This window comes from Nocardia sputi (genome assembly GCF_023501985.1).
Genome location: NZ_JAMFLC010000042.1, coordinates 1 through 21,223, shown reverse-complemented (window position 1 = coordinate 21,223; position 21,223 = coordinate 1). Strand labels below are relative to the sequence as shown.

Genomic DNA, 21,223 nt, shown 5'->3' with positions numbered 1-21,223 from the left:
CCTACTTCCTCGACCGATCCCGCTTCTCCCGCACCCGCACCGAGATGCGGACCGGTGAGCCGTCGAAGCCGAACTCCTCGCGCAACCTGCGTTCCAGGAAGCGCCGGTAGCCCGCCTCCAGAAAGCCGGTGGTGAACAGCACGAACGTGGGCGGCCGAGTGGTCGCCTGAGTGGCGAACAGCACGCGGGGCAGCCTGCCGCCGCGCATCGGCGGCGGAGTCGCGGCGATCACTTCCTTCAGCCAGGTGTTCAGCCTGCCCGTCGAGATGCGCTTGTCCCACGACTCCAGCGCGGTCTCCATGGCGGGCACCAGCTTCTGCACCGCACGGCCGGTGTGCGCGGAGATGTTCACCCGCTGCGCCCACGGCACCCGGATCAGATCGCGGTCGACCTCGCGGTCCAGTTGCAGACGACGATCCTCGTCGACCAGGTCCCACTTGTTGAACGCCAGCACCAGCGCACGCCCGGAATCGGCCACCATGCTGATCACCCGCAGGTCCTGTTCGGTGATCGGCTGCGAGGCGTCGATCAGCATGATCGCCACCTCCGATGCTTCCAGCGCGGACTTGGTACGCAGCGAAGCGTAGAACTCGGTGCCGCTGGCGTTGGCGACCTTACGGCGCAACCCCGCGGTGTCGATGAACTTCCAGACCTTGCCGCCCAATTCGACGAGGGAGTCGACCGGGTCGACCGTGGTGCCCGCGACATCGTGCACCACCGAGCGCTCGTCACCGGCCAGCTTGTTCAGCAAGCTCGACTTACCGACGTTCGGCTTGCCGACCAGCGCCACACGGCGCGGGCCCGCGCCGCCGGTCCCCTCGCGCGGGGTCTCGGGGAGCACTGCGAGGACGTCGTCGAGCAGGTCGCCGGTGCCGCGGCCGTGCGCGGCGCTGACCATGCGCGGCTCGCCGAGTCCGAGCGACCACAGCGCCGCTGCTTCGGCTTCCACCCGCTGGTCGTCGACCTTGTTGGCCACCAGGATGACCGGGACGCCGGAGCGTCGCAGCTTCTTCACCGCCGCCTCGTCGGTGGCGGTGGCGCCGACGACGGCGTCGACCACGAGCAGGATCGCGTCGGCGGTCTGCATGGCCAGTTCGGCCTGCCGGGCCACCGATTGCTGTAGCCCCTTCGCGTCGGGCTCCCATCCGCCGGTGTCCTGGACGAGGAAGCGCCGCCCCGCCCAGTTGGCCTCGTAGGACACGCGGTCGCGGGTCACCCCGGGAATGTCCTCCACGACCGCCTCGCGGCGGCCGAGAATCCGGTTCACCAGCGTGGATTTGCCCACGTTCGGGCGGCCGACAACGGCCAGCGTCGGCATCGCGACGTGCGTCTGGTCCTCGAATTCGCCCTCGAGCCCGGCCAGCTCCCAGTCGGCTTCGTCACTCCAGACGCCGTCGCCGGCGAGCACGTCCTCGTTCATCGGGTACCTCCGGCACCGGTCGCCGAGATCTGCCGCGCGACGACGCGATACAGCTCGTCGATGACCTCGTCCATGGACAGGTCGCTGGTGTCGACCGGCACCGCGTCCTCGGCGGGGCGCAGCGGGGACACCTTGCGGGTCGAGTCGAGCGTGTCGCGGCGCTGCACGTCGGCGAGCACGCCCGCGTAGTCGTCGCCCCGGCCCTCGGCGATGTTCTGCTGATTGCGCCGGTGTGCCCGCGCCTCGGCCGAGGCGGTCAGGTAGATCTTGGCGTCGGCGGCCGGCAGCACCACGGTGCCGATGTCGCGGCCCTCCACCACGATCCGCCCCGCGACAGCCGTGATGTCGCGCTGCATGGCGACGAGCAGGTCACGTACCTCGGGCACCGCGGAGACCGCCGACACGGCCTTGGTGACCGCGTCACCGCGAATCTCCGACCGGACGTCCTCGCCGTCGAGCTCGATCACCTCGCGGCTGGGGTCGGTGCCGATGGACAGCGGCAGCTCCTTGACCGCGGCGGCGATGGCCGCGGTGTCGGTCAGTTCGACGCCCGCCCGCAACACGCGCAGCGTCGCCACCCGGTACATGGCGCCGGTGTCGAGATACCGGGCGCCGAGCCGGGTGGCCAGCCGCCGCGACACGCTCGATTTCCCGGTGCCGGACGGCCCGTCCATGGCGACCACCAGCGGGCTCGTACCGGCCATCCGCGCCGGCGCCTGCACCGGGATCTCCACACCGTTCACAACGACACCGCCTCGTAGAGTTTGCCGATTTCATCGCGGCCGAGCACACGCAGCGTGCCGGGCCGTTGGTCGCCCAGCGCGACCGGACCGATATGGGTGCGGACCAGCCGGATGACCGGATGGCCCACCGCGTCGAGCAGACGGCGCACGATGTGCTTGCGCCCCTCGTGCAACACCACCTTCACCAGGGAACGTCCCTCCCCCAGCTCGAGCACCTGGAACCGGTCGACCTTCGCGGGACCGTCCTCCAACTCGACGCCGTTCTTCAATTGCTTGGTGACCGCGCGATTGTTGACCTCCCCTTGCACGGTCGCCAAGTAGGTCTTGGAGACCTCGAAGGACGGGTGCATGAGCCGGTGCGCCAGATCGCCGTCGTTGGTCAGCAGCAGCAGCCCCTCGGTGTCGGCATCCAGTCTCCCGACGTGGAAGAGGCGCTGACCCGCGGCGATCCGCTCGGCGACGATGTCGCCGACGCAGGGGCGCCCCAGATCGTCGGACATGGTGGACTGCCAGCCCTTGGGCTTGTTCAGCGCGACGTGCACCAACTCTTCGCGCACCACCACGCGGGTGCCGTCGACGCGCACGACCGCGTGCTGCGGGTCGATGCGCAGTCCCTGCTCGCGCACGATCATGCCGTCGACCTCGACGCGGCCCTGCGCGATCATCTCCTCGGCGGCGCGACGCGACGCGACGCCCGCCTTGGCGAGGACCTTCTGCAGTCGCTCCCCCTCGCCCCACGGGAGCTTGGTGTGGCCGCCGGTCTCGGGGATCTCCACATTCTGGTGGCGCGCGGGCTTGGCGTTGCTCAGCAGCGGCGGCTGCGCGACCTGACGCTGCGGCTTGGGCTTCTTCTTGCCGGGCTGGGCGGCGGTATGCCGCTGCGGGCTCGGAGCCTGGGCCGATCCGCGTTGCGCCGCACCCCGGCCCGCGCCACCCGGCTGGGCGCCGCGGGCGTTGATCCCCCGCTGGGCCGAACGGGCGTCGCGTGAGCCCGAGTCGCGGCCAGCGCCCCGTTCGGGCTGCGCTCCGCGTTTCCTACGATCCGGTGTGCCATCTCGGCGAGCGGTATTCATCGTGTCCTGTCACTATTCGGTGCCGAGGTCCAAATCGGCCTCGGCGGGTTTTTTCAACCTGGTGTACCGGGGGTCGGTCTCCAGGCTCTCGTTGATCTCATCGATCAGGTCGACGCCCGGAAGCAGGGGCGCCAGCGGCGGCAGGTCGCTGAGCGAAGCGAGTCCGATCCGTTCCAGGAACAGCTCGGTCGTGCAATACAGCGTTCCGTTGGTCTCCGGGTCGACACCTGCCTCGGCGATCAAACCTCTGGCCAGCAGTGTGCGCATCACGCCGTCGACGTTCACGCCACGCACCGCGCTGACCCTGGTCCTGGTCACCGGCTGACGGTATGCCACCACCGCCAGCGTTTCCAACGCCGCCCTGGTCAGTTTCGATCGGGAGCCGTCGAGCAGCATCCGCTCCACATACGGCGCGTACTCGCTGCGAGTATAGAAGCGCCAGCCGTCACCCACGAAACGCAGATCTATCCCGCTGGACCGCGCCGACAGCTCGGCGGACATCGCGCGCAGCGTGTGCTCGACCCGCTCCCGGGTGTCGCCGAGGGCGGCGGCGAGCTGGTCAACCGGTGCGGGAGCATCGATGACCAGCAGCATGGCCTCCAGCGCCGAACGGAAATCGGCGTCCTCGAGCGGCTCGGGGGTGAGTTCCACCACTGCCTCACTCACGACCGCACCTCGCCGGAGCCCGGCTCCGTCGTGCGCGATCGCGCGCTGTGCTCGCTCACCCGTAGTCCTCCTCGATAGTCACGGTCTCCACCTGTTGCGCGGCTTCGTCGCCGATCCAGCTCACCGCCAAGGGGCCGAGCGGATCGGGCTGGTCGAACTCGATCGTCTTCCCGCGATACAGCTCGAGCAGCGCCAGGAAGCGGGCCACGATCTGCACCGGGACCTCGCAGTCTGCGACAAGTTCACCGAAGGAGGTCCACGCACCCGCACCACGTTGTTTGAGCCGCTCCAGCACCAGCGCCGCCTGCTCGGCCACCGATATCGCATGTGTATGCAAGTGGTCGAGCCCGACCTTGGGTACCGGACGGGGCCGGAAGGCCGCCGCGGCGATCGCGGCGAACTCGGCCGCCCCGACACCCAGCCTAACCTCGGGCAGCAGGTCGGCGTAGCGCTCCTCCAGGCCGACCGCGCGCGGATAGCGGCGCAGCGCGGCCGCCTCCAGCTCGCCGAGCAACTCGGCGACCTGCTTGAACGCGCGGTACTGCAGCAGCCGGGCGAACAGCAGGTCGCGCGCCTCGAGCAGTTCGAGGTCCTCGGCGTCGGTCATCTCACCGGACGGCAGCAGCCGCGCCGCCTTCAAATCGAGCAACGTGGCGGCCACGACCAGGAATTCGGTGGTCTGGTCCAGGATCTTGTCCGCCCGCAAGGTGTTCTGCCGCGCCATGCTCGCGGTCAGGGCCTTGGTGTAGGCGATGAACTCGTCGGTGACCTTGTGCAACGCCACCTCGGTGACGTCCAGCTTGCGCGAGCTGATCAAGGTGAGCAGCAGGTCGAACGGACCCTCGAAGTTGCTCAGGCGCAGCCGGAATCCGGATGCCTGCGGGTCGGCCGCCGGTGGTTGTTGGGTCTCCGGTGAAACACCGCTTGGAGCAGGTGCATTCGGCGGAGAGCTCGGTGCGTTCGGCGGAGAGTCGGGCGCGTCCAGCGGAGAGTCGAGAGTGTCCAGCGGAGAGTCGAGAGCGTCCTGCGAAGAGTCGAGAGCGTCCTGCGAAGAGTCGAGAGCGTCCGGCGAAGGACCGAGAGCGTCCGGCGAAGAGCCGGGCCCGGCCAGCGACGAGTCAGGAGCGATCGGCGAAGAACCGGGCCCGACCGACGACAAGCCAGAAGCGACCGGCGAAGAACCGGAAACGTCCGGTGCGTCGGTGGACCGATCGGCCCGCGTCTCGGCGACGTCCTGCGCGGCCGCCTCGGTGCGCTGATCGGAGACGTCCACGAACGGTCGGTCGGTGTCTTCCCGCGGACGTGGGGCAGCCGCGCTGACCGGTTCGGTTCGTCCAACCGTGTCGCCGGCGACGGCCGCGTTCGGGCGGCGAGGCACGGCGTCCCGGCCCGCGGCTATGAATGCGGCCGCCGCGTTCCCGAGTGCGGGAACCGGACGCACGGGTTCGTCCGGCCCACCGGAGTGGGACGAACGGTCGTCCGGCGCGGGTGTCGATCCGGCCGCGGGAGACCCCTGGCCGGACGGGTCGTTGTGGGACGCAGACGAGGGGTCGGAGCGGCCGCTCACCGGCCCGATCGGTGGATGACTTCTCGGGCCATCGACCGATACGCTTCGGCGCCGCCGGATTTCGGCGCCCATGTGGTGATGGGTTCGCCCGCGACACTGGCATCCGGGAATCGGACGGTCCGAGCGATGGCGGTGTCGTAGACCAGGTCACCGAACACCTCGACGACTCGCGCCATGACCTGGCGGGAATGCAGCAGTCGGGCGTCGAACATGGTGACCACTATTCCGTACAGGCTCAACCGCGGGTTCAGCCGGTCCCGCACTTTCTCCACGGTGTCGTTGAGCAGCGCGAGCCCACGCAGCGAGAAATACTCGCATTCCATCGGGATGATCACACCGTCGGAGCAGGCCAGGGCATTGACCGTGAGCAGGCCGAGCGAGGGCTGGCAGTCGATGAGGATGTAGTCGTAGCGGCCGCGCACGGGCTCCAGCGCGCGGCCGAGCGACTGTTCCCGGCCCACCTCGTTGACCAGTTGGATCTCCGCGGCGGACAGGTCGATGTTGCTCGGCAGCAGGTCCAGGTTCTCGACGCGGGTCTGCATCAGCACGTCGTCGATGGACACTTTGGAACCGATGAGGAGGTTGTGCACCGTCGAATCGAGATCGTGGTGAGCGACACCGAGACCGGCCGACAACGCGCCCTGTGGATCCAGATCGACCAGCAGCACGCGACGGCCGTATTCGGCCAGTGCGGCACCGAGATTGATGGTGGAGGTGGTCTTGCCGACCCCGCCCTTCTGGTTGCACATGGCCACGATCAGCGCGTCACCGTGCTCGCTGACCGGCGGCGGGTCCGGCACCAGCCGCAACGGCCGTCCGGTCGGACCGAGCGTCGCGTCCTCCGGGACCGGCTCCACTCCGTGGCCCCACAGCGTTTCCGCCGCGGCTTCCGAGTACGGACCCGGTCGCGAGCCCGTAAGCGGCTCCGCCCCAGCACCCATCGGCGGCTCTGCCGCGCCGGCTGTAGTCACGATCCGCTGCTCCTTATACGTTCCTGCCCGTTGCCTCGCCGAGCGTAGCGAGGCCGATCAGGGCCGACCTCGCTTTCGTGCGGTCCAGCTCTGAATAGACGCTACCGCTTGACGGCACTCGAGTGCCGCGCCTGCGCGCGGCGTGTTCGGCCCGCCCTGGTCAGCGCCATTGCGGTCCGCCATCGAAATGAACGTCGAACCGGTCGTGCAATTCGTTCATGCTGTCCCAGTCCGCCTCCCCGCGTGCGATCCGGCCGAGTTGCCGGAAGTATTCGAAGCGGACGATACCGGGTGTGAGCACAGCCAGGAATTCAGCAGGCCCGTCGGCGGTGGCGCCGAAGGCGTGCACGACGCCCGGCGCAACCACCACCAGGCCACCTTTGCCCACCACGCTCCGGGTGCCGTCGACGAGAAACTCCATCGCGCCGCCGAGCACATAGAAGATCTCGGTCGACTTCGTATGGTGGTGTGGCCGGGTGCCGTCCGCGCCCGCGGCCAGAGTCAGGCGATTGGCGCCGAACAGCCCTCCGGAGTTCTCGCTGTCCTCGAGCAGCCGGAACGACCCGCCGCCGGGCAGCGGAACCGCTTCGACATCGGCCTCGTGGACGATGAAAGACCCTGTCATACAACTCTCCTCGCGTCGTGGTCCGAAGGCCGCGATCGAATGCGCACGCCCGCTCCACAACAACTGGACCGCAGTCCGATTTGTTCCGCTCTGGATTCCGTCTTCCCCCAGAGGGACTCGCGGAGACGGTCACCGCGCTCTCGGATGTGCGGTGGCCCAGACTTCGCGCATGGTGTTGACCGTGACGAGGGTGTAGATCTGGGTGGTGGTCACCGAGGCGTGGCCGAGCAACTCCTGCACCACACGCACGTCGGCGCCACCGTCGAGCAAGTGAGTGGCGAAGGAGTGGCGCAGCGTATGTGGCGACACCACCGCCGCGATACCCGCGCGTTCGGCCGCGGTGTGCAGGACTTGCCAGGCACTCTGCCGTGACAATCGCGCCCCGCGGGCATTCAGGAAAAGGGCTCCGGCGTTGCCCTTTCCCCGCGCGGCGAGCACGGGCCGTCCACGGACCAGGTAGGCGTCCACGGCAGCGAGCGCGGGACGTCCGATCGGCACCAAGCGCTGTTTGCCCCCCTTGCCGCGCAGCACGACCGCCCGTTCCTCGATGTCGAGATCATCGACGTCCAAGCCGACCGTTTCCGAGATCCTGGCGCCGGTGGAGTACAGCAATTCCAGCAGCGCGCGGTCACGCAGGCCGCGCGGTCCGCCGTCGGCTCCTCCCGCGGCCTCAGCGGGCCCGCCGCCCGCCGCCTCCAGCAATCTCAGCACCTGGTCGTAGGGCAGCGCCTTGGGCAACCTGCGTCCTGGCGCGGGCGGCTTGACCGCGTGCGCCACGTCGGTGCCGGTCAGTCCCTCCGCGGCGGCGAAGCGATGCCAGCCGCGCACCGCGATCAGCGCGCGGGCCACCGAACTCGCCGCCAGCGGGGGGTGCCCGCCACCGCCCGAGCGCAACGCCACGGTGAACTCGGCGACGTCGGATTCGGCGACCCCGTCGAGCGAGCCGATGCCGCGCCCGGCCAGGAAGTCGAGATAGCGACCGAGGTCGCGCCGGTAGGCGCCCAAGGTGTTGGGCGCGACGCCGCGCTCGACGGCGAGGTGGTCGAGATAGGCGTCGAGCTCGCGACCGAGCACCTTCGGGTCAGTCTTCGGACCCCTCCGCCTTGCGGCGGAGGAAGGCCGTGGGCTGCCCGTCCCAGGGTGCGTCCGGCGGCCTCGGGTCGATGCCGCCCGCTCGCGCGGCCGCCAGCGCGAGCACGCCCGCGACCGCCGTGGCGTTGACGATCTCCCCGGCCAGCGCGGCGCGGACGGCCTCGTCGACCGGCATGCGGACCACTTCCAGGTCCGCCTCCTCCAGTTCCGGCTCCGGGCGGTCGGTTTCGTACAGATCCCGCGCCAGGTAGACCCGCAGCGCTTCGTCGGTGAATCCGGGCGAGAGCACCACGTCCACCAGAACCGCCCATTCCCGGGCGGCCAACCCGGTTTCCTCGGCCAGCTCCCGGCGAGCTGCCAGGAGCGGATCCTCGCCGGGGAGGTCGAGCAGGCCTGCGGGCAGCTCGAGCAGCCGCCTGCCGATCGGGTGACGGTACTGGTTGATCAGCACCACGTTGTCGTCGTCATCGATAGCGGCGACGGCGACGGCGCCGTGGTGCTCGATCACCTCGCGCTCGACGACCCGCCCGCCCGGCATCCGCACCTGGTCGAGCCGCAACGCCAGGATGGCGCCGCTGTAGACGGTCTTGCCGGAGACGATCTCGAAGTCGTGGCTACCCGGCTCGGCAGCTCCCCCGTCGGTCATGCCGTCACGCCTTTTCCGTCGCACCCGCGAGTTCTTCACCGGGAATGTCCACCGGGAGTCGTTCGGCCGCTTTGTATCTCAGCGCCGCCGAGATGAGCGCCGCGAACAGCGGATGGGGACGGGTCGGGCGGCTCTTCAGCTCCGGGTGCGCCTGGGTGGCGACGAAGAACGGATGCACGTCGGCGGGCAACTCGACGAACTCGACCAGATGCCCGTCCGGCGAGGTGCCGCTGAACTTCAACCCGCTCTCGGCGATCTTGTCGCGGTAGGCGTTGTTCACCTCGTAGCGGTGACGATGACGCTCGGAGACCTGCTCGCTGCCGTAGGCCTGGGCAACGACCGAGCCCTTCGCCAGGGTGGCCGGATACGCCCCGAGGCGCATGGTGCCACCGAGGTCGGCTTCACCTGCCACGGCCTGCTCCTGGTCGGCCATGGTGGAGATGACCGGATGCGGTGTGTCCGGTTCGAATTCGGCCGAGTTCGCCTCCGCGAGTCCCACCCTGCGAGCCGCCTCGATCACCACGCATTGCAGCCCGAGGCACAAGCCGAGCAGGGGAATGCCGCGGTTGCGCGCGTAGTGGATCGCCCCGACCTTGCCCTCGATGCCCCGGATGCCGAATCCGCCGGGAATCAGCACGGCGTCCACGTCGCGCAGCGCGTGCTGCGCGCCGGAGGGGGTCTCACACTCGTCGGAGGGCACCCAGCGGATGTTCACCTTGGCACGCGATGCGAAACCGCCCGCGCGCAGCGCCTCGGTCACCGAGAGATAGGCGTCGGGCAGGTCGACGTACTTGCCGACCAGTGCGACCTCGACCGTCTCGCGCGGCGAGTGCACCCGGTCGAGCAGGTCGCCCCACACGGTCCAGTCCACGTCCCGGAACGGCAGGCCCAGCCTGCGCACCACGTAGGCGTCGAGGCCCTCGCGGTGCAGCACGCGCGGGATGTCGTAGATCGACGGCGCGTCCGGGGTGGAGATGCAGGCGTCGACCTCGACATCGCACATCAGCGCGATCTTGCTCTTCAGCGCCTGCGGGACCTCGCGGTCGCAGCGCAGGATCAGCGCGTCGGGCTGGATGCCGATATTGCGCAGCGCCGCCACCGAGTGCTGGGTCGGCTTGGTCTTCAACTCACCGGACGGCGCGAGGTAGGGCACCAGCGACACGTGCAGGAAGAAGACGTTGTCCCGGCCGACGTCGTGGCGGATCTGGCGGGCCGCCTCCAGGAACGGCTGCGACTCGATGTCGCCGACGGTGCCGCCGATCTCGGTGATCACCACGTCCGGGGTCTGGCCCTGTAGATCCGGGCCGCGCATCGCGAGAATCCGGTGCTTGATCTCGTCGGTGATGTGCGGAATCACCTGCACCGTGTCGCCGAGGTACTCGCCGCGGCGCTCCTTGGCGATGACCGACGAATAGATTTGCCCGGTGGTCACGTTCGCGTCCCGGGACAGGTCCCGGTCGAGGAAGCGCTCGTAGTGGCCGACGTCCAGGTCGGTCTCCGCGCCGTCCTCGGTCACGAACACCTCGCCGTGCTGGAACGGGTTCATCGTGCCGGGATCGACGTTCAAGTACGGGTCGAGTTTCTGCATGGTGACGCGCAGCCCACGCGCCGTCAGCAGCTGACCGAGGCTGGAGGCGGTAAGACCTTTACCCAATGAGGAGGCGACACCACCGCTGACGAAGATGTGCTTCGTGGCCGTTCGCGCCTGAATCCGTGTTTGACCCACGGGTCTTCACGGTAACACGAATCCGCCCGTCCGTTCGAATGCCACGCGAGTTTGCTCACCAGTCGCCAGGCCGCCGATCAGAGCATCGGCGGCCCGAGTGTGAGCCGGGTCGCGTCACGCTGGGCACGGGTGACCGGTAGCCGGAGCCGGGCGACCCACCGCAGCGGCTGTCGGAGGCCCGAGCGGGCGCGGGAATCCCCTGGCTCCGGCGGTGACGGAAGTCGTCGGGCCGCTCAGCCCGGGACCGCGGCCAGGGTCAGCGAGGCGGCTTTGGCGCCGGTGCCGTAGCGGCCCGCGCCGCCGCCGAGCTGTTCACCGAGCGCGAGCACGGTGGTGACGCGGCCGAGCTCTCGTTCGAGGTTGTCGACGGTGCTCACCTGGGCCGCGAGCGCGGCGTCGGCGCGGACGACGGCGATCGGCCCCTGCCCGTCCGCGGCGCCGGCGCGACCGGCGAGGACCACCCCGGCGCCACGGCCACGCAGGGCTCCGGCGAAGCGGGCGAGATTCGCCCCAGCACTGTTCTCGGCGGCGTCGATGCCGTCGCCGGTGATCACGACCGCGAGCTGCGCGGGCCGGACCGGCGTGTCGCCATAGGCGAGGAAACCGCCACCGCGCAGGGTCTCCAGCACCAGCTCGAGCTCCTGCGGAGTGCCCCGAGGTTGCCCGTTGGCCGGGTCCAACAGCAGGACCAGGCCGAGCAGATCACCGGCCATACTGCCCTGGTCCACCGCGCCGGTACGCAGTTGCGCACCCGCCGGGATGACGTTGGTGACGGCCGTGCGCATGCGGTCGCCCTCGGTCGCGTCGGCGAATGCCTCGGTCAGCGCGATCCGGCCGGTGACGCCGGCGCCGGACATCTCGAGTGATCGGGTCACCGCGTCGACGTCCCCGGGGTCGGCGTCCGGCGTGGTGAACACCACGACGCCGCGGTCGCCGAGCGCACCGCCGAGGATGCGACCGGAGGATCCGGCGATGAACCGGTCGGCGGCGCCGGCCTGGTCCCCGAGCCTGCGGTTCTGCTCGGTCAGGGTGTCGACCTGCTGCCGCAGATCGGTCTTGTCCGCCCGCAATCCCGACAGCAGATCGGCCGCGAGCGTCTGGGATCCGAGCACCACTCCGATCGCGAGTGCGAGGAAGATCGCGGCAATCGAGATGGCGTGCCGGCGCATCGATATCATCGTTCTCCCTTTAGAGTTCCCACGATCCGAACTGCCCTTGGGCCCACCGCGCGAAGCGGTTCCAGGTGTCCACACCCCAGTCCGTGAAGTCCCCGCCACTGTTGGACGCCAGCAAAACGACGATCACGGCGACCAGCGCCGCCAGCACCACCAGCGCGACGGCGATCCCGGACACCCGGCTGCCGTACAGGGTCGCGACGGCTTTCGCGTCCATCAGCTTCGTGCCGACCTTGAGCCGGGTGAGGAACGTAGCCGGATTGCTGTCGCGGCGGCCGCGATCGAAGAAGTCGTCGAGCGAAGCGGGCGCTCCCGCCGTGACGATCAGCGCGGCGCCGTGATGATCGGCCAGCAGCAGCGCCAGGTCGGCGGCCGAACCCGAGGAGGGGAAGGTCGTCGCGCCGATGCCGAGGTCCTGGATGCGTTCCAGCCCCTTCGCGTGGCCGTCGGTGTCGGCGGGAAGAATCACCTCGGCGCCGCATTTCATCGTCGCGGAAGTGATCTCGTCGGGGTCTCCGACGATGACGTCGGGCCGATAGCCCCGCCTGCGCAGCGTGTCGGCGCCCCGGCCGACGCCGATCAGGATCGGGGCGTACTCCTTGATGAACGGCTTGAGCCGCTGCAGATCCTCGGCGTGATCCGGGCCGTCTGCGACGACGACCACGTGCCGGTGCTTCATCACCAGGTTCAGTTCCGGGACGCCGAAGCCGTCGATGAGCAGCGCGCTCTCCGTCCGGATGAACTCGATGGTGTTGCCCGCGAAGGCTTCCAGGTGATCGGCCAGTCCATTGCGCGCCTCGATCATCCGCTCCGCGATGGCGGACCGGGTGAGCTCGATGCCCTCGACGAGGACCTCCGGCTCCTTCTTGATCAGCTTGTCGGCGTAGACCACGCCGTCGACGACGCGGACCTTGACGCCGTCTTTGATCTTCTTGAACGCGTCCGAGCTCACCGTGTCCAGCAGCAGGATCCCGTTGGCCACGAGCGCTTCGGGACCCAGATTCGGGTAGCGGCCGGAGATGGACGGCGAGGTGTTGATCACCGCGCCGACACGCGCCTCGACCAGCCGGTCGGCGGTCGTCCGGTCCAGGTCCATCTCGTCGAGGACGACGATGTCGCCCGGCCCGACCCGCCCGAGCAGCCGCCGGGTGTTGCGATCCACCCGGGCCGTCCCGATCAGACCAGGAAGCGTTTCGGTGTTTCTCGACAACAGCGCCGGCATCCTCATGCGCCGATGATGGCGGCAAACTCTCAACCATTGGTGGAGGCGCGCCGTCTCATCGCCTGCATTCGTCCACCGTTTCTCCGTCTGACGATCGCCCGACCAAGGCCCGGCATCCGGCCGCCAGCACCGGAATGCAACGCGACGCTCGACATAAGTTTCAATATTTATGCTGGTAAAGCGGATTTCCCAAGCAATCCGAGAATGCGGATAGACGATCATGACACTCGGCCCGATCGTCCGCGCCGCCGTGTGAACCGCGGCGATACGACCGGCGTTTCCAACCAGACCACGCGCCGCATTACAGCCCGGTTCGAAGTTCAGCGAACGAGCCGCTACCGCGCCGATAAACCGTTCTGATTGTCGGCCGCCGCGACAACCCCAACGTTTCTGGCGAGGCTGCTGCGCCGCTCGACCCGGAGCAGATCCGCGAACCGATTCAGGACCGGTTGCCGTCGGCATTTCGATCATTGATCACCAGCCCGCACGGCTCCGCGCCGAGTGTGACGCGGACGACACGTGCACCGAGCGGCGCACCCGGTAGCTATATGCTGCCGGTCACAGATAGTTCGAAGAGGAGAACCTATGGCCAGCACCACCGTCGACGCCGTCATCGCCGCCCCGCGCGAGGTCGTCTATCGGCTCTTCGCCGACCGCGAGAGCATCAGCCCCTTCATTCCCGTGCAGGTCAAGCTGGTCAAGCCCGGCCTCACCGAACGGGAAGGCGTCGGCGCCCAGCACCTGATCGGCCTCGGCCCGGTCGGCGTCACCGAGGAGATCACCAAGCTCGTGCCCGGCGAGCGGATGGAGTACAAGATCGTCAAGGGCGCGCCGGTGAAACGCCACGTCGGCATCGTCACCTTCGCCGACGCGGACAACGGCACCCTGGTCTCCTACACGATGGACTCCGACCCGAAGCTGCCGGTGCCCGCCAAGGTGCTGGAATTCGGATTGAAGAACCTGATCGGCCAGTTCATCAAGGGCGCGCAGAAGGCGGTGCGCTGACCGGCGCGCTCAGCGCGTCGCCGCCTCGGCGCCCGCTTTCTCGGCGCGCGCCGTCGCCAGCAGTTCCTCCGCGTGCGCCCGGCCGGTCTCGGTGTCGTCGAGACCGGCCAGCATGCGCGCCAGTTCGATCACCCGCTCGTCGTTGGTGAGCGCACGCACGCCACTGTTCACGGCGCCCTTGCCGTTATCGGATTTGTCGACGACCAGGTGCGTGTCGGCGAACGCCGCGACCTGCGGCAGATGGGTCACCACGATCACCTGGTGGGTACGCGCCAGCCGGGCCAGCCTGCGCCCGATCTCCACCGCGGCCCGGCCGCCGACACCGGCGTCGACCTCGTCGAACACCATGGTCGCTCCGTGATCGGAACCGGCGAGCACCACTTCCAGCGCGAGCATCACACGCGACAACTCGCCGCCGGATGCGCTCTTGCTCAACGGCAACGACTGCGCTCCGGAATGCGCCGACAGCCGGAATTCCGCCTCGTCGACGCCTGTGGTCCCGGCGTGCAACTCCCGGCCGTCGATGGTGAGCGGCGCCGAGTCCTGCGCGCTCGCGGGCAGCGGCCGCACCTCGACCTCCAAGCGCGCTTTCCCCATCGCCAGGCCACCCAGCTCGGCGCTCACCGCGGCCGCCAGCTTGCCCGCGGCCTTGGCCCGCGCGGCGCTCAGCTTCTTCGCCGCCTCGCGCACCCGATCGGCGGCGGTCTCCACCTCGGCGGCGAGCTTGGCCAGCGCCTCCTCGGAGACATCGAGCGAGCCGAGCCGGCTGCGCGCCTCCTGCGCCCAGGCGAGCACCCCGTCGATGTCGGGTGCGTACTTACGGGTCAGCGTCTTCAGTTCGGCCTGCCGGGTGAGCAGCGAATCCAGGGCTCCCGGGTCCGAAGGCAGGTCGGAGAGGTACCCGCTCAGCTCGGTGGTCACGTCGACCACCACCGCGATGGCATCGGCCAAGCGCGGCGCGAGCGCGACCAGCGCCGGATCGTCGGCGGCCTCGATGCGGGCGCGCGCGGCGCCGAGCGCTTCCAGCGCGCCGGAACCGTCTTCGGGTGCGTCGGCCGCTCCGGCGAGCGCACCGTGAGCGGTGGCCGCCGCGTCTCGCAGCGAATCCAGATCGCTGAGCCTGCGCACCTCGTCGACGATGCGCACGTCTTCGCCGGGTTCGGGCGCGACGGCGTCGATTTCGTTCAACGAGTGCTTGAGCCGATCGGCCTCGAGGGCCAATTCCCTGCTGCGCGCGGTCCGTTCGAGCAGTTCGGTGCGGGCGTCGAGCCACGATCGGCGCAGCACCTGGTACTTGCGCAGCAGAGCACTCACCGTGTCGCCCGCGAATCGGTCCAGCGCCGACAATTGCTGCTCGGGGCGCTGCAAACGCAGCTGATCGTTCTGGCCGTGCACGGTCAGCAACGGCGCCGTGAAGTCGGCCAGCACCGAGGCCGGGACGCCGCGGCCGCCGAGATGGGCACGGGAGCGTCCATCGCTGCCGACCGTGCGGATCGCGATGACGCTGCCGTCGTCGTCCTGCTCGGCCGCGGCCGCTTCGAGCACCTGCGCGACCTCGGCACGGGCGGCTTCGTTGACGTCGTCGACGGTGAAGCGGCCCTCCACCACGGCGCGGGACGCGCCGAGCCGCACCCGGCCCGCGTCCGCGCGGGCGCCGCTGAGCAGATGCAGGCTGGTCACCACCATCGTCTTGCCCGCGCCGGTCTCGCCGGTCAGGCAGGTCAGGCCCGCATGGAATTGCGCGGTCGCCTTGGAAATGACGCCAAGGCCGTCAATCCTGATCTCTGTCAGCACTCGTGCTCTCCGTTCGCCGTCGGCCACGCCAGCCTGTCACGGGCAATTGGAACTTCCGCACCATCCGGTCGGCGAACGGTGCGGAGTCCAGCCGCACCCAGCGCACCGGTTCGGCGCCGCGAAACGCCTCGACCCGGCCCCCGCTGGGCAGTGCGAGCGTGCGCCTGCCGTCCAGGAAAACTATCGCATCGTGACCTGTCGCCACGGACTCGACCGCGATCCGCGAATCCGGGCTGGTGACCAGCGGGCGCGCGAACAAAGCATGGGCATTGCTCGGAATTACCAGCAACGCTTCCAGTTCCGGCCACACCACAGGACCGCCCGCGGAGAAGGCGTAGGCGGTCGATCCGGTCGGCGTCGCGAGGAGGATGCCGTCGCAGCCGAAGGCCGACACCGGCCGGCCGTCGACCTCCAGCACCACTTCCAGCACGCCCATGCGGGAAGCGTTCTCGATGCTCGCCTCGTTCAACGCCCAACCGCTGTCGGTGATCTCGTCATCGACCCGGACCGTGACGTCGATCGTCATCCGATGCTCGATCGTGTAGTCGCGCCGGACCACCTGTGCGAGCGCATCGTCCAGATGCTCGGCCTCCGCCTCGGTGAGAAAACCGATGCGGCCGAGGTTGATACCGAGCACCGGCACCGTTGCCGGGCGCGCCAACTCGGCGGCGCGCAGAAAGGTTCCGTCGCCACCGAGCGCGAGCACCATCTCGCAACCGACCGCGGCCTGCGGGCTGTGTTCGACCACGCACACCGGATAGCCTCCCGGCTCGGCCGCGAATCGCGTGCTGTCCGCCTCGTCGGCGAGAACACGCAGGCAGATGCCCGCGTCGGCAAAGATCTTCGCCACCCGGTGGGCGGTCTCGATGATCTCCGCGCGGCCCGGATGGGACACCAGCAGAATCTCCCGGCCGTGGCGCCGGCCCGGCGCGTTCACTGTGGACCCTCCTCAACCGCACGCTCGACCAGCGCCGCGACCTGTTCGCCGTCGAACTCGACCGGCCCGTCCTTACGCAACCACAAGAAGTATTCGACATTGCCGGACGGACCCGGCAACGGGCTCGCCACGACACCGACAGTGCGCAGGCCCAGCCCTGCGGCGGCCGCCGCCACCGTACGCACCGCTTCGGCGCGCAGCGCGGGATCACGCACCACGCCGCCGGAACCGACCCGCTCCTTGCCGACCTCGAACTGCGGCTTCACCATGGGCAGCAGGTCGGCGCCTGCCGCGGCGCAGGCCGCGAGCGCGGGCAGCACCAGGCTCAGCGAAATGAACGACAGGTCGCCCACCACCACTTCGACCGGGCCGCCGATGGTTTCGAGTGTCAGACCGCGCACGTTGGTCCGGTCGAAGACCCTGACCCGCTCGTCGTTGCGCAGCCGCCACACCAGCTGGCCGTACCCGACGTCGACCGCGACGACCTCCCGCGCTTCCCGCGCGAGCAGCACGTCGGTGAAGCCGCCGGTCGAGGCGCCCGCGTCCAGGCAGCGCTTGCCCGGCACCGACAGCCCTTCCGGCTCGAACCGCTCCAGCGCGCCGAGCAGTTTGTGCGCGCCACGCGAGGCCCAGGAGACCTCGTCGGGCTCCTCGCGGACCAGCAGTGGTGTGCCCGCCTCGACTGCGGTCGCCGGCTTCACCGCGACCGTTCCAGCTATCAGGACGCGGCCCGCGCCGATCAGCTCGACCGCGTGTTCTCGCGATCGCGCCAATCCGCGGCGAACCAGCTCCGCGTCCACCCGTGCGCGTCTGGCCACCTCAGATCTTGTCCACCGTGGCCAAGGCCTGTACCAGCACGTCATGTGCCTGCTCCAGGATGCGAGCGCGACGGGTGATGTCGACTCCGGCCTCCGCGCTCTCGGCCGCGGGCGCGGCCCGGCCGGGGCGGTCGAGTTCGGCGAGCAGACTGTCGACCTCGCCACGGATTCGATCCGGATCGGCGGGCTCCGGACGCCCTTGCGCGCCCGGCAGGTGCTGACCGGGCAAGGGCGCCCCGGGGCGGTGACCTTGCTGACCGGCGGCCGTACCGGGACCGTTCGGACGAGGCATAGGAGTAGTCATCGTGGCGTCAACGCTATCGGATTTCCGAATCCGACGCGCGTACCGTCACAGCTCGTCCCGGGTTGCGCTGGAGCAACTCGCCGAGGTCGGCTCCCGGCTCGGCGGCTACGACCGCGTGGTTGAGGGCGTCGAGGGTGTCTGCGACATAGGTCGGGATCTGCCCGACCGGGGCGTTGCGCAGTTCGTCCAGGGTGCTGACGCCGGTGAGCACCAGCAACGAGTCGAGCCCGACCCGGTTGGCGCCTTCGATATCGGTGTCGAGACGGTCGCCCACCACCAAGGCGCTGCGGGAACCGGCCCGGACGAGAGCGTCCTCGAGCAGCGGCGCATACGGTTTGCCCGCCACGATCGGCTCCCGATCGGAAGCGGTGCGCAGCGCGGCGACCATCGCACCGTTGCCCGGCGCGAGGCCGCGTTCGTTCGGCAGCGTCCGGTCGGTGTTCGCCGCGACCCAGAGTGCGTCCGCGCGCAGGGCGTAGGCCGCTTCGGCGAGATCCGGCCATGCGGTGTGGGGTGAATGTCCCTGCACCACAGCGGCGGGAGCGTCGCCGTCGAAGCGCCGGATCGCGCGCAGCCCGACCGCGTCCACCTCGGCGGCCAGGTCGTCGGTGCCGACGACGAGTACCCGCGCTCCCCGGCCGAGCCGCTCGGCCAGCAACCGTGCCGCCGCCTGGGCGCTGGTGACCACGTCGTCGGGAGACGCGGGGAAGCCGAGTTCCGACAGATGCGCGGCCACGACGTGCGGCCCGCGGCTGGCATTGTTGGTGACGTACACCAGCCGCTGATCCGCCTGTCCTGCCGCGGCCAGCGCCTCCGGCGCCCCCTCGATCACCTCGTGACCGCGATACAGCGTGCCGTCCAGATCCAGCAGCAGGGCTCGGTAGCGATCTCGTAGCCGCTTCACACCACTCTCACTCCGTGTCACCGATCGGCGCCGTGCCGACTCATAACCGCCGGACCCCTCCGGCAGCACAGCCGCTCGGTGAGGCCGAGACACTCGAACCCTACGCCAGACCACGGACCCGGAAGACGTGGCATCAGACACTCGGATACTGCGGATCGCAAGCGTCACAGCGCACTTTCGCAGAGGAGGGCTGGGCTTCCTCCCCTCCTCGCACGCCTTCCCCAGGGGTATGACCGCCACCACAACCAGCTCGCGCGGCGAACGCTTCCCCATACTCGAACCAGACGGTCGGTCGGCCCGCCTCCCGGATCGCCGGAGCCGTGGCACGCGATGGAGCCACGCAAGATGCGCGGCGCGACTCGTGCGACCGCAGGGCAAGACGAGCATCCGATCTGCCCGCTGCGCCCATCACAGTCTCTCTTGCCGATCGAACTCAGCACCATGGGTCTCGGCACGTCGCACGTCAGAATGAATAGCCTGCCACGGGTGTACGCGGTCACCGCGAAACCGAGACCGTAGGACGCCGAGCGACCTACGGGGCACGACCAACCACTAGGCGCCTACCGCGCCACCGCTACCTCAGAAGGGAAAGCGTCGGCGCGCCTGATGTGAGCGAGTGTGGCCCTACGAGCCGCCCGTTCGTTCCGCCTCGATCTGCTGAGACCGCTCGTCGCAGTGGACGTCGCGGCCGAATGCTCTCTGCATCGCAAGGATCAGATGTTGTTTTCCCCGGTGAGTTCGGCGGCGCGTTCTTCCGCATCCGTTTCGCCGTCCAGATCGGCCGACGCGGCGTTGAGGAACCAGGTGAGGCCCTCGTCCGTGCGGCCGGCGGCGACGAGGGCGTCGGCGTATGCGTAGAAGAGCCGGGCCGCCGCGGAACCGGTCCGGGAGGGATCGAGATCCGAGGTCTGCAAGGTAACGACGGCCTGGTCGTACTGGCCGAGATCCATCCGCGCGCCGGCGACGACGATCCGCAGCTCGGTCGCCTCGTCGCCGCGCAAGGCGCGCGCCTCGTCACTGCGACCGAGTTCGATCGCGCGTTCCGGGCGTCCCAGACCACGCTCACAGTCGGCCATGACGGCCAGCAGCCCGGAGCCGCCGGACATCCGGCGCGCGGTGCGCAGTTCCGACAATGCCTCGGCCCATTCGCCGGCGTGGTAAGCCACCACGCCCGCGGTCTCACGGACGACGGCGATCCGTCCGGCACGCTGCCGCGCGGCCCTGGCGTGCGCGAGAGCCAGGCCCGGGTCGTCGTCGAGCAGGCGCACGGCCATCACCAGGTGACGGGCGACCGTTTCGGCGTTGCCTTTGTCCAAGCTGAGCAGATCACGGCGCACTGCCGTGTCGAGATCGGCGGCCTGCACCTCGTCCGGCAGATCCGGCTCCTCCGGCCGCGGCGGGCGGCGGTCGAGGGCACGGCCCGCACTCTCACGGGCGCCTTCCCCGCCTCGACGGCGATCCTGCGATGCGTCACCGCGTGAAGCGCGATCCTCGCGGTTTTCGCCGCCCCTGCGGGCATCGCGATCCGGTCGAGGGCGCTGGGTCGCGTCATCTCGACGCTGGAAGCCGGAGTCAGCCCGTCGTCCCGCATCACCGCGCTCCGCGGAATCTCCGCGTCGTCCGAACCCGCCGCGCGCGCTCGGTTCACCGCGGCGGGCAGCGTTACGGTCGCCGGAATCCTCACGGCGCCGGTTGAATCCACCGCGCGTCTCGCCACGATCGGACCCACCGCGAGCACCGGAGTCCTCTCTGGATCGGAATCCACCGCGCGTCTCGTCGCGCCGCTCTCCGGCATCGCTCCGGCCCTTGAATCCACTACGATCGCCCGAGCCGCTCCGGCCCGCGGACTCGTCCCGTCGCTGGAACCCGCCGCCCTTGGCCGCGTCGCCGCCACGCCGGAAACCACCGGTGTCACCACTCCGGTCGCCGGACTCAGAGCGCTTGAAACCACCCCGGTCGCCGGAACCACGACGCTCGCCGAAGCCACCGCGCTGGCCGGAACCCGCGTTGTCACCACGACGGTTGAACCCGCCGGAACTTTCGCGCCGCTGGTGACCACCCCGGTCGGATGAACTGTCCCGTCGGCTCTGTCCGCCCGATTCCCCGCGGCGGGTGAAGCCCCCGCCTTCCCCGGAGTCGGCGCGGCGCTGAAATCCCCCGCCGCGTTTGTCCGAGTCCTGGTTGTCGCCGCGCCGACCGGACCCGGGATCGGGAGCGCCGCGCCGGAAGGGCTTCCGATCGTCGTTTTGTTCCGGCACGGTGCTGCCTTTCTTGGTGTCGCGAAGAGAGGTTGTACCCACAGATTCAATCACGCGCCCGCGGTGGGGAGCGGGCGCGGCAAGGTTCGTCGGAGCTCTGTCAGATGCTCAAACGCAGATAGGGGACCCAGATTCTGGGTCCCCTATCTCGAAGGATGTTCCGGCGGTGTCCTACTCTCCCACACCCTGTCGAGTGCAGTACCATCGGCGCTGGCAGGCTTAGCTTCCGGGTTCGGAATGGGACCGGGCGTTTCCCTACCGCTATGGCCGCCGTAAC

At 69.5% G+C, this 21,223-nt stretch carries 19 protein-coding genes, 1 rRNA gene and 1 pseudogene; 2 read left to right on the top strand and 19 right to left on the bottom strand.

The window, feature by feature from the left end:
- Position 1 precedes the first annotated feature (1 nt).
- From der to steA, 12 genes are all read right to left on the bottom strand, one after another.
- The gene (gene der / locus M8859_RS35020; protein WP_159930524.1) at positions 2 to 1,420 is read right to left on the bottom strand and encodes a ribosome biogenesis GTPase Der; all 1,419 of its coding nucleotides are present in this window, start codon (positions 1,418 to 1,420) and stop codon (positions 2 to 4) included.
- A complete protein-coding gene (gene cmk / locus M8859_RS35015) occupies positions 1,417 to 2,124 on the bottom strand; it encodes a (d)CMP kinase (RefSeq protein WP_159930544.1) in 708 nt (235 codons plus the stop codon). The genes der and cmk overlap by 4 nt, the downstream gene beginning before the upstream one ends.
- Before the next feature lie 35 nt (positions 2,125 to 2,159).
- On the bottom strand, positions 2,160 to 3,236 hold the full coding sequence (locus M8859_RS35010) for a pseudouridine synthase (protein ID WP_159930523.1): 1,077 nt from the start codon (positions 3,234 to 3,236) through the stop codon (positions 2,160 to 2,162).
- 12 nt (positions 3,237 to 3,248) lie between these two features.
- Entirely contained in the window at positions 3,249 to 3,902 is a 654-nt protein-coding gene (gene scpB / locus M8859_RS35005; protein ID WP_223516942.1) for an SMC-Scp complex subunit ScpB, read from the bottom strand.
- Positions 3,903 to 3,957: 55 nt separating this feature from the next.
- Complete coding sequence (locus M8859_RS35000) at positions 3,958 to 4,887, bottom strand: segregation and condensation protein A (protein ID WP_370523850.1); 930 nt, start codon at positions 4,885 to 4,887, stop codon at positions 3,958 to 3,960.
- A 578-nt stretch (positions 4,888 to 5,465) separates the two neighbouring features.
- Positions 5,466 to 6,440, bottom strand: coding sequence for a ParA family protein (locus tag M8859_RS34995; RefSeq protein WP_223516944.1), 975 nt, complete (start codon positions 6,438 to 6,440; stop codon positions 5,466 to 5,468).
- 160 nt (positions 6,441 to 6,600) lie between these two features.
- The gene (locus M8859_RS34990; protein ID WP_159930522.1) at positions 6,601 to 7,065 is read right to left on the bottom strand and encodes a cupin domain-containing protein; all 465 of its coding nucleotides are present in this window, start codon (positions 7,063 to 7,065) and stop codon (positions 6,601 to 6,603) included.
- Between the two features lie 129 nt (positions 7,066 to 7,194).
- Positions 7,195 to 8,139 carry a site-specific tyrosine recombinase XerD gene (gene xerD, locus M8859_RS34985; protein ID WP_159930521.1) on the bottom strand — a complete coding sequence of 315 codons (945 nt, stop codon included), beginning with the start codon at positions 8,137 to 8,139 and terminating at the stop codon, positions 7,195 to 7,197.
- Positions 8,140 to 8,146: 7 nt separating this feature from the next.
- On the bottom strand, positions 8,147 to 8,803 hold the full coding sequence (locus M8859_RS34980; protein ID WP_159930520.1) for an NUDIX domain-containing protein: 657 nt from the start codon (positions 8,801 to 8,803) through the stop codon (positions 8,147 to 8,149).
- A gap of 4 nt (positions 8,804 to 8,807) precedes the next feature.
- Positions 8,808 to 10,529, bottom strand: a complete 1,722-nt coding sequence (gene pyrG / locus M8859_RS34975; protein WP_159930519.1) for a CTP synthase — start codon at positions 10,527 to 10,529, stop codon at positions 8,808 to 8,810.
- A 233-nt stretch (positions 10,530 to 10,762) separates the two neighbouring features.
- Positions 10,763 to 11,707 carry a copper transporter gene (locus M8859_RS34970; RefSeq protein WP_249645546.1) on the bottom strand — a complete coding sequence of 315 codons (945 nt, stop codon included), beginning with the start codon at positions 11,705 to 11,707 and terminating at the stop codon, positions 10,763 to 10,765.
- Between the two features lie 10 nt (positions 11,708 to 11,717).
- Positions 11,718 to 12,932, bottom strand: a complete 1,215-nt coding sequence (gene steA / locus M8859_RS34965; protein WP_195141278.1) for a putative cytokinetic ring protein SteA — start codon at positions 12,930 to 12,932, stop codon at positions 11,718 to 11,720.
- Between the two features lie 6 nt (positions 12,933 to 12,938).
- Between steA and M8859_RS34960 the strand changes: the two genes are divergently transcribed.
- Together M8859_RS34960 and M8859_RS34955 are read left to right on the top strand one after the other, a co-directional pair.
- The gene (locus tag M8859_RS34960) at positions 12,939 to 13,286 is read left to right on the top strand and encodes a hypothetical protein (protein WP_249645545.1); all 348 of its coding nucleotides are present in this window, start codon (positions 12,939 to 12,941) and stop codon (positions 13,284 to 13,286) included.
- A gap of 225 nt (positions 13,287 to 13,511) precedes the next feature.
- Positions 13,512 to 13,931, top strand: a complete 420-nt coding sequence (locus M8859_RS34955; RefSeq protein WP_159930516.1) for an SRPBCC family protein — start codon at positions 13,512 to 13,514, stop codon at positions 13,929 to 13,931.
- 9 nt (positions 13,932 to 13,940) lie between these two features.
- On the opposite strand, the gene recN is transcribed toward M8859_RS34955, so the two are convergent.
- From recN to rrf, 7 genes and pseudogenes are all read right to left on the bottom strand, one after another.
- Positions 13,941 to 15,725 carry a DNA repair protein RecN gene (gene recN, locus M8859_RS34950; RefSeq protein WP_195141277.1) on the bottom strand — a complete coding sequence of 595 codons (1,785 nt, stop codon included), beginning with the start codon at positions 15,723 to 15,725 and terminating at the stop codon, positions 13,941 to 13,943.
- Entirely contained in the window at positions 15,703 to 16,662 is a 960-nt protein-coding gene (locus tag M8859_RS34945) for an NAD kinase (RefSeq protein ID WP_249645544.1), read from the bottom strand. The genes recN and M8859_RS34945 overlap by 23 nt, the downstream gene beginning before the upstream one ends.
- Entirely contained in the window at positions 16,659 to 17,480 is an 822-nt protein-coding gene (locus M8859_RS34940; RefSeq protein ID WP_249645543.1) for a TlyA family RNA methyltransferase, read from the bottom strand. Before M8859_RS34940 ends, M8859_RS34945 begins: the two co-directional genes overlap by 4 nt.
- 1 nt (position 17,481) lies before the next feature.
- Positions 17,482 to 17,784, bottom strand: coding sequence for a hypothetical protein (locus M8859_RS34935; RefSeq protein WP_240679485.1), 303 nt, complete (start codon positions 17,782 to 17,784; stop codon positions 17,482 to 17,484).
- Between the two features lie 13 nt (positions 17,785 to 17,797).
- Positions 17,798 to 18,688 carry an HAD-IIA family hydrolase gene (locus M8859_RS34930; protein WP_249645542.1) on the bottom strand — a complete coding sequence of 297 codons (891 nt, stop codon included), beginning with the start codon at positions 18,686 to 18,688 and terminating at the stop codon, positions 17,798 to 17,800.
- A 713-nt stretch (positions 18,689 to 19,401) separates the two neighbouring features.
- Positions 19,402 to 20,367: pseudogene (locus tag M8859_RS34925) on the bottom strand (tetratricopeptide repeat protein); the annotation flags it as partial.
- A 737-nt stretch (positions 20,368 to 21,104) separates the two neighbouring features.
- Positions 21,105 to 21,221 (bottom strand): 5S ribosomal RNA (gene rrf / locus M8859_RS34920).
- Positions 21,222 to 21,223 lie beyond the last annotated feature (2 nt).

Bases quoted from the DNA above. Each gene is read 5' to 3' on its own strand.
- M8859_RS34935 (WP_240679485.1), bottom strand. From the start codon at position 17,784: ATGACTACTCCTATGCCTCGTCCGAACGGTCCCGGTACGGCCGCCGGT.
- steA (WP_195141278.1), bottom strand. From the start codon at position 12,932: ATGAGGATGCCGGCGCTGTTGTCGAGAAACACCGAAACGCTTCCTGGT.
- M8859_RS34955 (WP_159930516.1), top strand. From the start codon at position 13,512: ATGGCCAGCACCACCGTCGACGCCGTCATCGCCGCCCCGCGCGAGGTC.
- der (WP_159930524.1), bottom strand. From the start codon at position 1,420: ATGAACGAGGACGTGCTCGCCGGCGACGGCGTCTGGAGTGACGAAGCC.
- M8859_RS34990 (WP_159930522.1), bottom strand. From the start codon at position 7,065: ATGACAGGGTCTTTCATCGTCCACGAGGCCGATGTCGAAGCGGTTCCG.
- M8859_RS34970 (WP_249645546.1), bottom strand. From the start codon at position 11,707: ATGATATCGATGCGCCGGCACGCCATCTCGATTGCCGCGATCTTCCTC.
- M8859_RS35010 (WP_159930523.1), bottom strand. From the start codon at position 3,236: ATGAATACCGCTCGCCGAGATGGCACACCGGATCGTAGGAAACGCGGA.
- M8859_RS34980 (WP_159930520.1), bottom strand. From the start codon at position 8,803: ATGACCGACGGGGGAGCTGCCGAGCCGGGTAGCCACGACTTCGAGATC.
- M8859_RS34960 (WP_249645545.1), top strand. From the start codon at position 12,939: ATGATGGCGGCAAACTCTCAACCATTGGTGGAGGCGCGCCGTCTCATC.
- cmk (WP_159930544.1), bottom strand. From the start codon at position 2,124: ATGGCCGGTACGAGCCCGCTGGTGGTCGCCATGGACGGGCCGTCCGGC.